Source organism: Variovorax sp. R-27 (assembly GCF_049913215.1).
In the GTDB taxonomy this organism is placed as follows: domain Bacteria; phylum Pseudomonadota; class Gammaproteobacteria; order Burkholderiales; family Burkholderiaceae_C; genus Variovorax.
Map to the genome: position 1 here is coordinate 1894553 of NZ_CP183984.1, position 15934 is coordinate 1910486.

At 66.5% G+C, this 15934-nt stretch carries 7 protein-coding genes and 2 pseudogenes; 8 read left to right on the forward strand and 1 reads right to left on the reverse strand.

All coding sequences use genetic code 11. From position 1 onward, the window contains the following. Positions 1-28: 28 nt before the first annotated feature. The 6 genes and pseudogenes from ACN9MV_RS08535 to ACN9MV_RS08560 form a co-directional block, all read left to right on the forward strand. A pseudogene (locus ACN9MV_RS08535) lies at positions 29-5482 on the forward strand (ESPR-type extended signal peptide-containing protein); the annotation flags it as partial. A gap of 288 nt (positions 5483-5770) precedes the next feature. Continuing rightward, positions 5771-6220 (forward strand): annotated as a pseudogene (locus tag ACN9MV_RS08540) (YadA-like family protein); the annotation flags it as partial. Between the two features lie 82 nt (positions 6221-6302). After that, on the forward strand, positions 6303-7454 hold the full coding sequence (locus ACN9MV_RS08545; RefSeq protein ID WP_426391830.1) for a DUF2827 domain-containing protein: 1152 nt from the start codon (positions 6303-6305) through the stop codon (positions 7452-7454). After that, complete coding sequence (locus tag ACN9MV_RS08550) at positions 7451-8608, forward strand: DUF2827 domain-containing protein (protein WP_426391831.1); 1158 nt, start codon at positions 7451-7453, stop codon at positions 8606-8608. Before ACN9MV_RS08545 ends, ACN9MV_RS08550 begins: the two co-directional genes overlap by 4 nt. 8 nt (positions 8609-8616) lie before the next feature. After that, positions 8617-9210: a hypothetical protein gene (locus ACN9MV_RS08555; RefSeq protein ID WP_426391832.1), complete on the forward strand. Its 594-nt coding sequence runs from the start codon at positions 8617-8619 to the stop codon at positions 9208-9210. A 110-nt stretch (positions 9211-9320) separates the two neighbouring features. After that, on the forward strand, positions 9321-11588 hold the full coding sequence (locus ACN9MV_RS08560; RefSeq protein WP_426391833.1) for an acyl-CoA dehydrogenase: 2268 nt from the start codon (positions 9321-9323) through the stop codon (positions 11586-11588). On the opposite strand, the gene ACN9MV_RS08565 is transcribed toward ACN9MV_RS08560, so the two are convergent. Further along, positions 11485-12339, reverse strand: a complete 855-nt coding sequence (locus ACN9MV_RS08565; RefSeq protein ID WP_426391834.1) for a helix-turn-helix domain-containing protein — start codon at positions 12337-12339, stop codon at positions 11485-11487. The two genes, ACN9MV_RS08560 and ACN9MV_RS08565, sit on opposite strands and share 104 nt — an antisense overlap. 131 nt (positions 12340-12470) lie before the next feature. On the opposite strand from ACN9MV_RS08565, the gene ACN9MV_RS08570 reads away from it, so the two are divergent. Together ACN9MV_RS08570 and ACN9MV_RS08575 are read left to right on the forward strand one after the other, a co-directional pair. Further along, positions 12471-12905 (forward strand): hypothetical protein, encoded by a 435-nt coding sequence (locus ACN9MV_RS08570; protein WP_426391835.1) that lies wholly within the window; start codon positions 12471-12473, stop codon positions 12903-12905. 159 nt (positions 12906-13064) lie between these two features. Continuing rightward, positions 13065-15929: an aconitate hydratase gene (locus ACN9MV_RS08575; RefSeq protein ID WP_093075541.1), complete on the forward strand. Its 2865-nt coding sequence runs from the start codon at positions 13065-13067 to the stop codon at positions 15927-15929. Positions 15930-15934: the final 5 nt, after the last annotated feature.

The following is a 15934-nucleotide window of genomic DNA, read 5'->3' on the forward strand; positions in this document are numbered from 1 at the left end:
CACGCTGGCGATCGGCAACAACGGCACCACGGCTTCTGCCAGCGGCGCGACCGCCTTCGGGGTGGGAGCCAAGGCCACGGGCCAGAACTCGCTGGCAGCGGGCAATGGCACGCTGGCTTCGAACACCGGCTCCATCGCCATCGGCAGCAACACCACCGACGTGGCCAAGTCGGCGGCCGTCGACGGCATCGCCATCGGCGGTCAGTCTTCGGTGGCGGCTGCCGCCAACTCCGGTATCGCGGTCGGTCGCGGCTCGATCGTCAGCGGCACAGCCGGTGTTGCCGTTGGCGACGGCGCCAATGCGTCGGCCCTCAACGCGGTAGCCCTCGGCGTTTCTGCCATTGGCTCTGGCGCCAACGCAGTCGCGGTCGGCGCCGGTGCCAAGGCCAATGGCGGCGGCGCGACGGCCTTCGGCAACAACGCCAATGCAGCCTTCGGCAACGACATGGCTTTCGGCACCAACGCGCGTGCCGTTGGCGATGCATCGGGACTGGCACCTTCGACCGCTTTCGGCAACAGCGCAAATGCCACGGGCAGCGGTTCCACGGCGTTCGGGACCCTTTCGAATGCCCAGGGCGCCACCTCCGCAGCTATCGGTTATGCCGCGCAGACCGGCGCCGGTGCAACAAACGGCCTGGCGGTCGGCACCAATGCGTCTTCCATCGGTGACCGCAGCGCCGCCATTGGCTCGGGAGCCAACGCCACAGGCGCCTACTCCGTGGCCCTTGGCCGGACAGCGAATTCGTTCGCTGACGGATCCACCGCGATCGGCTCCAACGTCACCAGCGGGGCGAAGGCGCTTGCGAACGATTCGATCGCCATTGGTGGGCAGTCCGCTGTCGCTGCGACGGCAACCTCCGGCATTGCCGTCGGACGTGGATCAGCCGTCAATGGCGCGTCCGGCATTGCCGTCGGCGACAACGCCAATGCAGCGTATGCAAACAGCGTCGCAATTGGCGCGGGCAGCGTGACCGGCGCCGCGGCGCCTACCGGCAAGGGGTTCCTCACCAACACCAACGCGCCTGCGTCCGAGGTCTCGGTGGGTTCGTCTTCCGCCCTGCGGCGAATCACGAACGTTGCCGATGGCGCGGCGCCCCAGGACGCCGTGACCGTGGCTCAGTTGAGCACGGGCATGAGCACTGCCGCGAGCAGCATCGGCAGCCTGTCCACGGGCCTAAGCACAACGAACAGCAATGTGACCAGTCTGTCGACCTCGACCTCGACGGGCCTGAGCACTGCGACGAGCAACATCGGCAGCCTTTCGACCGGGCTCAGCACGACCAACAGCAGGGTTTCCAGCCTGTCGACCTCGACTTCGACCGGTCTGAGCACTGCGACGAGCAGCATCGGCAGCCTGTCGACTGGTTTGAGCACGACCAACAGCACCGTCAGCAGCCTGTCCACTGGCCTGAGCGCGTCGGCGAGCAGCATCGGTAGCCTGTCGACCGGCTTGAGCAGCACGAACAGCAGCGTGACCAGTCTGTCCACGTCGACCTCGACGGGTCTGAGTACGGCGACTAGCGGCATTGGCAGCCTGTCCACTGGCCTGAGCACGACCAACAGCAATGCTTCCAGCCTGTCGACCTCGACCTCGACCGGTTTGAGCACAGCGACGAGCAGCATCGGCAGCCTGTCGACTGGCCTGAGCACCACGAACAGCAACGTGACCAGCTTGTCGACCTCGACGTCGACCGGTCTGAGCACAGCGACGAGCAGCATCGGTAGCTTGTCGGCCTCGACCTCCACAGGTCTGAGCACCGCGACAAGCAGCATCGGCAGCCTCTCGACCGGCTTGAGCACGACCAACAGCAATGTCTCCAGCCTGTCCACTGGTTTAAGCACCACGAACAGCGCCGTTGCGAGTTTGTCGACCTCGACCTCGACCGGCTTGAGCACCGCGACCAGCAGCATCGGCAGTCTGTCTACAGGCCTGAGCACGACCAACAGCAACGTTGCGAGCCTGTCGACTTCGACCTCGACGGGTCTGAGCACCGCCACGAGCAGCATTGGCAGCCTGTCTACCGGCTTGAGCACGACCAACAGCAACGTTGCGAGCCTGTCGACTTCGACGTCGACAGGTCTCAGCACCGCGACGAGCAGCATCGGCAGCCTGTCAACGGGCCTGAGCACGACGAACAGCAACGTCTCCAGCCTGTCCACCGGCTTGAGCACCGCAACGAGCGGCATCGGCAGCCTGTCGACTGGCCTGAGCACGACCAACAGCAACCTTGGCACCCTGAGCTCGTCGGTCAGCTCGATCTACAACACCGGTACGAAGTACTTCCACGCCAACAGCACCGGCGCGGACAGCCAGGCCAACGGCGCCGACAGCGTGGCCATCGGCCAGAACGCGATCTCCAACGGCGACAACAGCGTGGCAGTCGGCAAGAACGCCCAGACCACCAAGCCCGACAGCGTGGCGCTGGGTGCGAACTCGGTGGCCAGCGTGGGTGCGTTGGCCAACTACGACGCGTTCGGCCTGACGAGCAAGCAAAGCTCATCGGGTGAAGTGAACGTGGGCAACCGCCAGATCACAGGCGTGGCGCCGGGCAGCGCGGACCAGGACGCCGTCAACGTCCTGCAAGTCAAGACCGTCACAGCTTCGTTGTCGAGCAGCATCGGCACTGCAACGAGCAGCATTGCCAGCCTTTCGACGGGCCTGAGCACGACGAACAGCAATGTGACCAGTCTGTCGACCTCGACGTCGACGGGTCTGAGCACTGCGACGAGCAGCATCGGCAGCCTGTCTACCGGCTTGAGCACGACCAACAGCAATGTGACCAGCTTGTCGACTTCAACGTCGACTGGTCTGAGCACTGCCACGAGCAGCATTGGTAGCTTGTCTACCGGCCTGAGCACGACCAACAGCAATGTGACCAGTCTGTCGACCTCGACGTCGACTGGTCTGAGCACTGCGACGAGCAGCATCGGTAGTCTGTCCACCGGCTTGAGCACGACGAACAGTAATGTGACCAGCCTGTCGACTTCGACGTCGACGGGTCTGAGCACCGCGACCAGCAACATCGGTAGCCTGTCGACTGGCCTGAGCACGACGAATAGCAACGTGACCAGCCTGTCGACTTCGACGTCGACTGGTCTGAGCACTGCGACGAGCAGCATCGGTAGTCTGTCCACCGGCTTGAGCACGACGAACAGTAATGTGACCAGCCTGTCGACTTCGACGTCGACGGGTCTGAGCACCGCGACCAGCAACATCGGTAGCCTGTCGACTGGCCTGAGCACGACGAATAGCAACGTGACCAGCCTGTCGACTTCGACGTCGACTGGTCTGAGCACTGCGACGAGCAGCATCGGTAGTCTGTCCACCGGCTTGAGCACGACGAACAGTAATGTGACCAGCCTGTCGACTTCGACGTCGACGGGTCTGAGCACCGCGACCAGCAACATCGGTAGCCTGTCGACTGGCTTGAGCACGACGAACAGCAATGTCACCAGCCTCTCGACTTCGACCTCGACTGGCCTGAGCACAGCCACAAGCAGCATCGGCAGCCTGTCCACGGGCCTGAGCACGACAAACAGCAATGTGACCAGCCTGTCGACCTCGACGTCGACCGGTCTGAGCACAGCCACCAGCAGCATCGGCAGCCTGTCCACGGGCCTGAGCACGACGAACAGTAATGTGACTAGTCTGTCGACCTCGACGTCGACCGGTCTGAGCACGGCGACCAGCAACATCGGCAGCCTGTCGACTGGCCTGAGCACCACGAACAGCAACGTGACCAGCCTGTCGACTTCAACGTCGACCGGGCTGAGCACCGCCACCAGCAACATCGGCAGCCTGTCCACCGGCCTCAGCACCGCCAACAGCAACATCGGCAGCCTGTCCACCGGCCTCAGCACCGCCAACAGCAGCATCGGCAGCCTGTCCACGGGCGTCGCGAACTCGGTCCAGTACGACGATGCGACTCACACCAAGGTCACGCTGGGCGGCGTCGGCGCGACATCGCCGGTCATCCTGACCAACGTTGCCGCGGGTGTGAACCCCACCGACGCGGTGAACTTCAGCCAACTGACTTCGCTGTCGACCTCGGTTTCCAGCGGTATTGCCAGCCTGTCGACTTCCACCTCGACTGGCTTGAGCACTGCGACGAGCAGCATCGGCAGCCTGTCCACCGGCCTGAGCACGACGAACAGCAACGTCTCGAGCTTGTCGACCTCGACCTCCACGGGTCTGAGCACCGCCACGAGCAGCATCGACAGCCTGTCTACGTCGACCTCGACGGGCCTGAGCACCGCGACCAGCAGCATCGGCAGCCTGTCGACCGGTCTGAGCACGACGAACAGCAGCGTCTCCAGCCTGTCGACTTCGACCTCCACAGGGCTGAGCACCGCCACAAGCAGCATCGGCAGTTTGTCCACATCGACTTCGACGGGCATCAGCAGCCTGTCGACCGGCCTGAGCACGACCAACAGCAACGTTTCCAGCCTCTCGACTTCGACCTCCACGGGCCTGAGCACCGCCACGAGCAGCATCGACAGCCTGTCCACGTCGACTTCGACGGGCCTGAGCACGGCGACCAGCAGCATCGGCAGCCTGTCGACCGGCCTGAGCACGGCGACCAGCAGCATCGGCAGCCTGTCGACCGGCCTGAGCACGACAAACAGCAATGTGACCAGCCTCTCGACCTCGGTCTCCACGGGTCTGAGCACTGCCACGAGCAGCATCGACAGCTTGTCGACTTCGACTTCGACGGGCCTGAGCACGGCGACCAGCAGCATCAGCAGCCTGTCGACCGGCCTGAGCACGACGAACAGCAATGTGGCGAGCCTGTCGACGAGCCTGAGCGGTTCGACGAGCGCCATTGCCAGCCTGTCGACTTCGACCTCGACCGGCCTGAGCACGACAAACAGCAGCGTTGCCAGCCTCTCGACCTCGACCTCCACGGGGCTGAGCACCGCCACGAGCAGCATCGACAGCTTGTCCACGTCGACCTCGACGGGCCTGAGCACCGCGACAAGCAGCATCGGAAGCCTGTCGACCGGCTTGAGCACCACCGACAGCAGCCTCGCAAGCCTGTCCACGTCGACCTCGTCGGGCCTGAGCACTGCGACCAGCAACATCGCAAGTCTCTCGACCGGCGTCGGCAGCTTGTCGACCGGCCTGAGCACGACCAATGTCAACGTCAACAGCTTGAGCACGTCGGTCAACAACATCTACAACACGGGCACCAAGTACTTCCACGCCAACTCGACGGCGGCAGACGCAGACGCCTCCGGCCAGGAAGCAGTGGCGATCGGCCCGCAGTCGGTGGCCAGCGGCGCCAACTCCTTTGCGGCCGGCAACGGTGCGAAGGCGACGGCCGACGGCGCGGTGGCGGTGGGCTTCGGCGCCCAGGCCACGGGTGCGAACGCGATCGCCATCGGCACCGGGGCGCTGGCCACGGGTTCGCAGGCGATCGGCGTGAACTCCCGCGCGGGCGGCGGCGGCGTGGCGCTGGGCGACAACGCGGATGCCGGCGGCACGCAGCTGAGCAAGGCACAGAGCATCTCGCAGGGCACGGCCATCGGCTTCGGCGCGATCGTGACGCAAAGCGGCGGCGTCGCACTGGGCTCGGGCTCGGTGGCTTCCACCGCGGCGGGCGTGGCCGGTTACGTGCCGGGCGGTGCGTCGGCACAGCAGCAAGCAGCCGTCAATGCGACCACCAGCACGCAGGCTGCGGTGTCGGTGGGCGATGCGGCCAACGGGCAGTACCGCCAGATCACGGGCGTGGCAGCAGGCACGGCCGACAGCGACGCGACCAACGTGGCGCAGCTCAAGGCATCGGCAGCCGCCGCGAAGGCCGGCAGCGTGCAGTACGCGACCAACCCGGACGGCTCGGTCAACTACAACCAGATCACGCTGGGCAACGGCCAGGCAACTGGCGGCACGCGCATCAGCAACGTGGCGCCGGGCATCCTGCCGGGCGACGCGGTCAACATGAGCCAGCTGAACCAGGTGCAGAGCCAGGTCGGTGACGTGGCCCGCATTGCCTACTCGGGCACGGCCATGGCCTTCGCGATGTCGGGCACCTACCTGCCGACGCTGTACCCCGGCGAGAAGACGGTGGGCGTGGGCCTCGGCAGCTACAAGGGCTACAGCGCTGTGGCGCTGACCTTCAAGGCGCTGTCCGACGACGGCAAGATGTCCTGGGGCGCGGGCCTGACGACCACGGGCAAGGAGTGGGGCGTCAACGCCGGCATCGGCTGGAAGTGGAAATAAGCCACTGAATCGGCCAGCGACCGGCCGGCTCCCGCGCTGTGATGGTGCGGGAGCCTTTTCTTTTGGTACACACTTCGCCCCCATGCGCATTGGTATTTCAGTCCTCACCCACGCGGGGCAGAACATCTGGGAGAACGGGATGGGGCAGAACGTCCTGTTCCTCGCCCGGCTGCTGCAACGCATCGGGTTCGTCGAATCCGTCACCCTGATCGACGCCGGCGACCAGCCGAGCATGCCGCCCCAGGTCGACCTTGCTGCCATGGGCCTGGCCTTCGGGCGGGCGCGCGAGCTGACCGATGCGCTCGACGTGGTCATCGAGATGGCCGGCGCGCTCGACGTGCAATGGCTCTCCTACTTTCGCGCATGCGGTGGCCGCGTGGTGTTCCATTGCGTGGGCCAGCCTTTCGCGGCGCTGGCCGAGCCGATCGTGTTCACCGACAAGGGCCACTTCAGCAAGCCCGATCGCTGCGACGAGGTGTGGCTGCTGCCGAAAGACGCGGTGTTCGCGCCCATGATGCGCACCATGCATCGCTGCCCGGTGTTCGAGGTGCCGTACCTCTGGTCGCCGCAGTTCCTGGCCCAGCGCGTGGCGGAAGTCGAGGCCGCGGGCCATCGCTTCGGCTACACGCCCCGCACTGTGGAGCAGCCGGGCTTTCGGGTGGCGATCTTCGAGCCCAACATCTCGGTGGTGAAGTCCAGCAGCGTGCCCATGCTGATCTGCGACGGGGCCTATCGCGCAGACCCGGCGGCCGTGACCTCGATGCAGGTGCTCAACACCCTGCACATCAAGGACCACCCGACCATGCTGTACCTGGCGAACTCGCTCGACATCGTGCGCCAGCACAAGGCGATCTTCCACGGCCGGCACGACTTCGCGGGCTTCATGGTGCAGTTTGCCGACGCAGTGGTTTCGCACCAGTGGCAAAACGACCAGAACTACAGCTACCTCGATGCGCTCTACGGCAACTACCCGCTGGTGCACAACTCGCCCTGGCTGCGCGATGCGGGCTACTACTACCCTGACTTCGACGTGGCAGCCGGCGCGGCGCAACTGCAGCAGGCCGTGCGCAATCACGACCGGCAGCTGGACGACTACCGCGCCCGCTCGCAACGCGTCTTCGACGCGGTCGATCCGCTCAACCCCGCGAACGTCGACGGCTATGCGCAGCGCCTGCTGAACCTGGTGCGTGGCAATGCCGCATTCCGTGTCGACGGCGTGAAGGCTGCCGCATGAGCGAGGCGCAACAACAGCAAAAGACCGCCATGCCGGCCAGGCTGAAGGTCGGCGTTTCCATCTTCATCCGCAAGGGTGAGCAGAGCCTGTGGGAAAACGGCGTCTACCAGAACTGCCTGTTCCTCGTGATGCTGCTGCTGCGTTCGCCGCGCGTGGAAAGCGCTGTGCTGGTGGCCGGCGGTGGCGACGGCGGCCCGGCGGACGCCACCAACTTCCTCGCCGATTCGCCGGTGCCCATCATCGACATGGCCACGGCAGCGCAGGAGCTCGACCTCATGATCGAGATGAGCGCCCAGCTGGCCATGCCGTGGTCCGTGGCGTTCCGTGAGCGCGGCGGCAAGATCGTCTCGATGCGCGTGGGCAACGACTACGTGATCGACATCGAGCGCATGATTTTCGACAAGCCGCACGGCCTGCTGATCTCAGGCGCGCCCTACGACGAGGTCTGGACGATTCCCGAGTACGAGGTGTCGTGCAAGCCCTACTTCGAGAGCACCTTCCGCGCGCCGGTGCGGCTCATGCCCCACCTCTGGAGCCCGATGGTGCTGGAGCGCGCCATGGCCCGCGCGTCGGCGGACAGCCCGCCCTTTGTCTACGAGCCCGGCCGCAAGCAGTGGCGCGTGGCCATCTTCGAGCCCAACATCTGCATGGTGAAGACCAGCTTCATCCCAATGCTCGGCTGCGAGGCGGCGCACCGCGCGCAGCCGCGGCTGATCGAGAAGATGTGGGTCTACAACAGCTTTCACCTGAAGGACAAGCCGCTGTTCATCGGCTTCGCGCAGAGCCTGGACCTCGTGCAGCACGGGCTGGCCACCTTCGAGGGGCGCTTTCCGATGTACCAGGTGATGCCCGGCAAGATCGACGCCGTGTTCGCGCACCACTGGGAGAACGCGCAGAACTACCTCTACTACGAGGCGCTGTACGGCGGCTACCCGCTCGTCCACAACTCGCACCTCATCGGCGACTGCGGCTACCGCTACCACGGCTTCGACTGCGAGGAGGGCGGCCGCGCCCTGCAGCGCGCTTTTGCCGAGCACGACGCCAACCTGCCGGCCTACCGCGAGCGCGCGCGCCGCTTCATCGCCACGCTCGACCCCGAGGGCGAGGACAACGTGCGCGCCTACACCGCCGCCATCGAAAACCTTTACGCATGAGGACCGGGATGAAGCCGACCCAACGATTTCCCCGCCTGCTGATTGCCTCCCTTGCATGGGCCGCTGCCGGCGCCGCGCTTGCCCAAGGCGTGCTGGTGCCCCAGGCCCCGTCCGCGGCGCCGCAGGACACGCTCACGCGCGCTGCCACCAGCGTGGGCATCAAGCGCTGCCTGCCGGCCATCACGCGGCTTTCCACGCTCACCGTGCAGGGGGCTCGCAGCCACGACGTGCTGCTCGACTGGGACCGCAAGCGCCCCGACGCAGGGCCGATGTTTTCGCTGATCGGCATGGAGTTTCCGAACGCCGGCGTGGCCGCTTCGATCACCGCCATTCCCGATGAAAGCGGCGCCTGCACCGTGTCGGCCGAGCGCATCTCGGTCGCGCCCTTCACCTGCGCGAGCGTCGGCCAGCAGGAGCTGGCGAGCTACAAGATGACGCGGCTGCTGCCCAACTACGCGGTCTACACCGACGAGAAGGAGCCGACCTCGTCGGTCTCGCTGATCGATTCGCCGCCGGGCTGCCTGGTCATCCGGCGCTATGTCGAATATGGCTGGCGGGATCCCGCCGCTGCTGCTGCGGCCCAGCCGCCGAAGAAGCGGTAGGCGCGTCCGTCTCCGACAGGCCGGGGAGCCCTTGACCGGCCCTCGGGGCCAGCCACAAGCCTCAAGAATGGTGCCAATCCGCGCGCATTCGTCGCGGAAGGAGACGCACCATGCCTCTGGCGACACTGATCGGCCGATGGGCCATGCAGCCATTCTCGAAGGCGCTCCCGCCGCTGGGCGACACCGAGCGCGCGGCGCTCGAGGCGGGCACCGTCGGCTTCGAAGGCCAGCTCTTCGCAGGCCGCCCGGACTTCGATGCACTGGCGGCCATGGGCCCCAACCAGCTCACCGAATGCGAGCAGGCCTTTCTCCACAACGAAGTGCGCGAGCTGTGCCACATGCTCGACGACCACGCCATCGACCAGGCGCACGACCTGCCGCCCGAGGTGTGGCGCTATCTGCGCGAGAAGCGCTTCTTCGGGATGATCATTCCAGAGGAATTCGGCGGCCTCGGCTTCGGTCACCATGCGCACGCCACGGTGGTGGCGCGCATCGCCACCGTCAACGTGGCCACGGCCGTCACGGTGATGGTGCCCAACTCGCTGGGGCCTGCCGAACTGCTGCTGCGCTACGGCACCGATGCGCAGAAAGAGCACTACCTGCCGCGCCTTGCCGACGGCCGTGAGCTGCCGTGCTTCGGCCTGACATCGCCGTATGCGGGATCGGATGCGGCGTCGATTCCCGACCGTGGCGTGGTGGTCGAGCGCGAGTTCAACGGCAAGCCGACGCGCGGCTTTCTTGTCGATTTCGACAAGCGCTACATCACGCTCGCGCCGGTCGCCACCGTGGTCGGGCTGGCCTTCCACGCCATCGACGAAAGCAGGCCCGAGGGCGAGCGCGAACTCGGCATTACCTGCGCGCTGATTCCAGTGCCGCACGAGGGCATGGAGATCGGCCGCCGCCATCGCCCGATGGACAGCGCCTTCATGAACGGCCCGATCCACGGCCGGCAGGTGTTCGTGCCGATGGACTGGATCATCGGCGGCGAGCAGCAGGTCGGGCAGGGCTGGCGCATGCTGATGGAGTGCCTGGCCGCGGGCCGTGCGATCTCGCTGCCGGCGCTGGGCTCGGCGATGCAGCAGACAGCGCTCTACGTGAGCAATGGCTATGGGCAGACTCGCGAACAGTTCGGTATGCCGGTCGGCAAGTTCCACGCGGTCGCGGGGCTGGTGGCGCAGATGTCGGCCGAGCTGTATGCGACCGACGCGGCGCGGCGCTTCACGGCCGCCGCGCTCGACAAGGGCGAGCGGCCCAGCGTGGCGAGCGCCATCCTCAAGGTGCAGCTGACCGAAGCCGGACGCCGCGCGGTCAACCACGGCATGGACATCCTCGGCGGCAAGGGCATCATCTCCGGCCCGTCAAACCTGCTCGGCGTGTCCTACCGACAGGCGCCGATCGCGATCACGGTGGAGGGCGCGAACATCCTCACGCGCGCGCTCATCGTGTTCGGGCAGGGCGCGGTGCGATGCCATCCGCATGTGCTCGACGAAATGGCGGCCGTGCAGGCGAAGGACGAGACCGCGCTCGGCAAGGCGCTCATGGCACACGGCAGGCACGTGGCGGTGAACCTGTGGCGCAGCTTGTTCGGCGCGCCGGTGTTCGGCACGCCGCCCGATGAGCTGATGCACGAAGCGCGGCTCCTCGCGCGCATGAGCGCCAAGTACGCGCTCACGGCCGATCTCGCGATGGGCATGCTCGGCGGCAAGCTCAAGCGCATGGAGCTGCTGTCGGCGCGCCTGGGTGACGTGCTCGCGCACCTGTACCTGGCCAGTTCGTGCATCTGGCGCTATCGCGTCGATGGTGCGCCCGAACTGTTGCCCTTCGCACGGGCTGCGATCCGCCTGCAGATCGACGAGGCCGGCAAGATCCTGCGCGATCTGTATGCCAACCTGCCGACGGCGGGCCGGCGCGTGATCGGTGCGCTGGTACTGCGCCGCACCGCGCACCTGGCGCCGCTGCGCGACGTGCAGCTGCTCGAACTGGCCGACCTGCTGCGCAAGGACCCGCGCATCATCGAACGCCTGGCGCCTGACCTGAGCGAGCCCGCCGCGGGTGGCCTGCGCGATCTGATGTACGCGATGGAACTGGGCGCGCAGCTAGGCGACGCCACGGCTGCGCTCAACAAGGCGCTGCGCCGCACGAACTCGCTCGAGGAGGCGGCCCGCTCGACGCCCGACCCCGAACTGGCGCTCGCCTACCTGAAGGCAGCCGACAAGGTCATCCAGGTGGACGACTTCGAAGGCCCGCCGCGCGATGCAGACGGCAGGGCCGACCTCAGCCCGCCTGCTGTTGCTGCTGCGCAGCCAGTGCCATCAGCGCTGCCGCCGTCTGCTCATCCGCCGGAAAGAACGACTCCACCGCGAGTTCCTGCAATGTGACGTCGACCGGCGTGCCGAAGATCGTGATGGTGCTGATGAAGCTCAGCACGCCGCTCGGCATGACCACCTGAAAGGGCACGGCCACCGCAGACAGCGCGGTGTCGATGACGGGCGCGTCATGGCTCACGGCGGGCGGGGGATAGGCTGCAAGTTCATCGTGCAGCGCTTGCAGCACCGCGTCGCCGGTGGCGGCGATCTGCTGTTGCAGCCGTTCGAGCAGGTGAGTGCGCCACTGCGCGAGGTTGGCGATGCGCGGCGCCACGCCGTCGGGGTGCAGGCTCAGGCGCAGCACGTTGATGGGCGGCTTCAGCAGCTCGGGCGAGGCGCCTTCCATCAGCAGCGGCACCAGCGCGTTGTGCGCGACCAGGTTCCAGTGGCGGTCCACGGCCAGCGCGGGAAAGGGCTCGTGGCCTTTCAGCACCAAGTCGACAGCGCGGCGCGCGGCGGCCATTGCCGGATCGTCGAGCGAGCGCTGCCGGTACATCGGCGCGAAGCCGGCGGCCACCAACAACGCATTGCGCTCGCGCAGCGGCACCTCGAGCCGCTCGGCCAGGCGCAGCACCATCTCGCGGCTGGGCGCGGCGCGGCCGGTTTCAACATAGCTCAGGTGGCGGGTCGAGACCTCGGCCTCCTGCGCCAGGTCGAGCTGGCTCAGGCGGCGGTGGGTGCGCCAGTGCCGCAGGTGGGCGCCGAACGGGTCGCGCGCGCCGGGCTGGCTGGCCTTGGTCGGATGGGAGCGGGTGGTGTTCATGAGGCGCATTCTGGCGTGATGGCGGCGCGGCGCCATGACCTCCCAGGTCATCGACGCGATCCACGCTGGCCGGAATCATTGGCTCCAACGCGGCAGGACTGGCCTGCAGCGTAGCAACCAAGGAGATTCACATGTCCGTCTTCGCATCCCCCCGCTACCTGCCCGCAGTGATGTGGGCCGACGCTGCCTCCTGCGCCGCGACCGGCGCGCTGCAGGTGGCATTCACCGGCGCACTGGCCGGGTTGACCGGGCTGCCGGCGCCGCTGCTCATGGGTACGGGCGTGTTCCTGCTGGTCTATGCCGCCGCCGCGGCCTTCATGGCCAGTCGCAGCACGCCGCCACGCACGCTGATCGGCCTGGTCGTCGCCGGCAACTTCGGCTGGGCCGTGGCGTGCATCGCGCTGCTGGTGAGCGGCATGTTTGCGATCACTGTGCTGGGCATGGCCTGGGTGCTGGCGCAGGTGGCGTGCGTGGTTGTGTTGGCCGAGCTGCAATGGACTGGCCTGCGCCGCACCCGCGGCAGTGCAGGCGCGGTCACCGGGCTGACGCCGGCCGGTCGTTGGTGATCCGATCTCGCGCAAATGCCGGCGGCACCCCTTTACCCGGCATTTTTCGCGATGAGGAACAGGGCGGCAGAAGGCGGGATCGGAGAAGACCGACTACAACGGCTGACATTGATCCCTGATATCTTTGAGAGGCTTCCACGAACAAACAGGAGTCTCTCCATGGCCAAAGCCCCGGCGCATGCGTTTGCGTCCACCCTCAAGACCTTCAAGACCCCGTCTGGCAAGTCCGGCAAATATTGGTCCCTGAAGGAACTGGCCAAGCAATACCCCACCATCGACCGCCTGCCCGTCTCCATCCGCATCGTGCTCGAGTCGGTGCTGCGCAATTGCGATGGGCAGAAAGTCTCGGCCAAGCACGTCGAAGAGCTGGCCCACTGGGCGCCCAACGCCGAGCGCGTAGACGAAATTCCCTTCGTCGTCACCCGCGTGGTGCTGCAGGACTTCACCGGCGTGCCGCTGCTGGCCGACCTGGCCGCCATGCGCAGCGTGGCCGCCAAGCTGGGCAAGTCGCCCAAGACCATCGAGCCGCTGGTGCCCGTCGACCTGGTGGTCGACCACTCGGTGATGGTCGACTACTACGGCACGCCCAAGGCGCTCGACCTGAACATGAAGCTGGAATTCCAGCGCAACAACGAGCGCTACCAGTTCATGAAGTGGGGCATGCAGGCCTTCGACACCTTCCGCGTCGTGCCGCCGGGCTTCGGCATCGTGCACCAGGTCAACCTCGAATACTTTGCGCGCGGCGTCTACAAGAGCCCGAGCGACAAGGACGACAAACCAACGTATTACCCCGACTCGCTGGTCGGCACCGACAGCCACACCACCATGATCAACGGTATCGGCGTGGTCGGCTGGGGCGTTGGCGGCATCGAGGCCGAGGCGGCCATGCTGGGCCAGCCGGTCTACATGCTCACGCCCGACGTGGTGGGCTTCGAGCTCACCGGCAAGCTGCGCGAAGGCGTCACGGCAACCGACCTGGTGCTGTACGTCACTTCCATCCTGCGGGCTGAAAAGGTGGTCGGCAAGTTCGTCGAATTCTTCGGCCCCGGCGCCGCATCCATTGCCGTGCCCGACCGCGCGACCATCGGCAACATGGCGCCTGAATACGGCGCGACCATGGGTTTCTTCCCGGTCGACGACATGACCGTGGCGTATTTCGAAGGCACCGGCCGCACCAAGGAAGAGGTCGAGCGCTTCGCCGCCTACTACAAGGCGCAGGGCCTCTACGGCATGCCCAACCCGGGCGACATCGACTACACGAAGATCGTCAAGCTCGACCTGGGCACCGTCTCGCCCAGCCTGGCCGGCCCGAAGCGCCCGCAGGACCGCATCGACCTCGGCCACCTCTCCACCAAGTTCTCGGAGCTCTACAGCAAGCCCAACGACGCCAACGGCTTCAACCAGCCGGCCGACAAGCTCAAGCTGCGCTATCCGCTGGTCGCGGCCGGCAAGGCCGGTGACGAAGAAGCCGCCCCGCCGCCAGCAGGCGCGCCGCTCGACGTGGTCGAGATGGTGGCGAACCGCTCGACCAACGCCGCCGCGCACGTGAGCGCCACGGCGCCCTCGGCACCCAAGGGCGAAGTCACCATCGGCAACGGCGACGTGCTGATTGCGGCCATCACCTCGTGCACCAACACCTCGAACCCGAGCGTGATGCTGGCCGCCGGCCTGCTGGCCAAGAAGGCCGTCGAGGCCGGCCTCACGGTCAAGCCGCACATCAAGACCTCGCTGGCTCCCGGCTCGCGCATCGTCACCGAATATCTTGAGAAGGCAGGCCTGCTGCCGTACCTCGAAAAGCTCGGCTTCTACCTTGCGGGCTACGGCTGCACCACCTGCATCGGCAACGCCGGCGATCTCACGCCCGAGATCAACGAGGCGATCACCAAGAACGACCTGATCGGCGCGGCCGTGCTGTCGGGCAACCGCAACTTCGAGGCGCGCATCCACCCGAACCTGAAGGCCAACTTCCTGGCCTCGCCGCCGCTGGTGGTTGCCTTTGCCATCGCCGGCAACGTAATGACCGACCTGATGACCGAGCCCGTTGGCAAGGGCAAGAAAGGCAAGGACGTGTACCTCGGCGACATCTGGCCCACGCCGAAGGAAATCGACGACAACCTGCGCTACGCAATGAATGCCAAGTCGTTCCGCTCCAACTACGACAAGGTCAAGACCGACCCGGGCAAGTTCTGGAGCAGCATCAAGGGCACCGATGGCCAGGTGTACGACTGGCCGAAGTCGACCTACATTGCCGAGCCGCCGTTCTTCGAGGGCTTCAAGATGAAGCCGCATGCGTCGGACGCGGGCTTCAAGGGCGCGCGCGTGATGGCGCTGTTCGGCGACTCGATCACCACCGACCACATCTCGCCGGCCGGCTCCATCAAGGAAAGTTCGCCCGCGGGCATCTGGCTCAAGGCGCACGGCGTGCCCAAGGCCGACTTCAACAGCTACGGCTCGCGCCGCGGCAACCACGACGTGATGATGCGCGGCACCTTTGCCAACGTGCGCATCAAGAACCTGATGATTCCGCCGGATGCCAACGGCACGCAGGAAGAGGGCGGCGTCACGCTGTTCCAGCCGGGCAACCAGAAGATGTTCATCTACGACGCCGCCATGAAGTACATGGAGCAGGGCGTGCCCACGGTGGTGTTCGGCGGCGAAGAGTACGGCACCGGTTCTTCGCGCGACTGGGCCGCCAAGGGCACGCAGCTGCTGGGCATCAAGGCCGTGGTGGCGCGCAGCTTCGAGCGCATCCACCGCGCCAACCTGGTCGGCATGGGCGTGCTGCCGCTGCAGTTCCGCGGCGCCGATTCATGGCAGACGCTGGGCCTCACGGGCGACGAGCAGATCGACGTGGTGATCGGCAGCGAGCTGAAGCCGCAGATGGACGTGAAGCTGGTGGTGCACCGCCCCGACGGCACGCACCAGGAGGTGACGGTGCGCCTGCGCATCGACACGCCTATCGAGGTCGACTACTACAAGCACGGCGGCATCCTGCCGTTCGTGCTGCGACAGCTCCTGGAATAACTCCC

Excerpts from the sequence above, each read along its gene's own strand:
- ACN9MV_RS08545 (WP_426391830.1), top strand. The coding sequence starts at position 6,303 with ATGCGCATTGGTATTTCAGTCCTCACCCACGCGGGGCAGAACATCTGG.
- ACN9MV_RS08575 (WP_093075541.1), top strand. The coding sequence starts at position 13,065 with ATGGCCAAAGCCCCGGCGCATGCGTTTGCGTCCACCCTCAAGACCTTC.
- ACN9MV_RS08555 (WP_426391832.1), top strand. The coding sequence starts at position 8,617 with ATGAAGCCGACCCAACGATTTCCCCGCCTGCTGATTGCCTCCCTTGCA.
- ACN9MV_RS08570 (WP_426391835.1), top strand. The coding sequence starts at position 12,471 with ATGTCCGTCTTCGCATCCCCCCGCTACCTGCCCGCAGTGATGTGGGCC.
- ACN9MV_RS08560 (WP_426391833.1), top strand. The coding sequence starts at position 9,321 with ATGCCTCTGGCGACACTGATCGGCCGATGGGCCATGCAGCCATTCTCG.
- ACN9MV_RS08550 (WP_426391831.1), top strand. The coding sequence starts at position 7,451 with ATGAGCGAGGCGCAACAACAGCAAAAGACCGCCATGCCGGCCAGGCTG.
- ACN9MV_RS08565 (WP_426391834.1), bottom strand. The coding sequence starts at position 12,339 with ATGAACACCACCCGCTCCCATCCGACCAAGGCCAGCCAGCCCGGCGCG.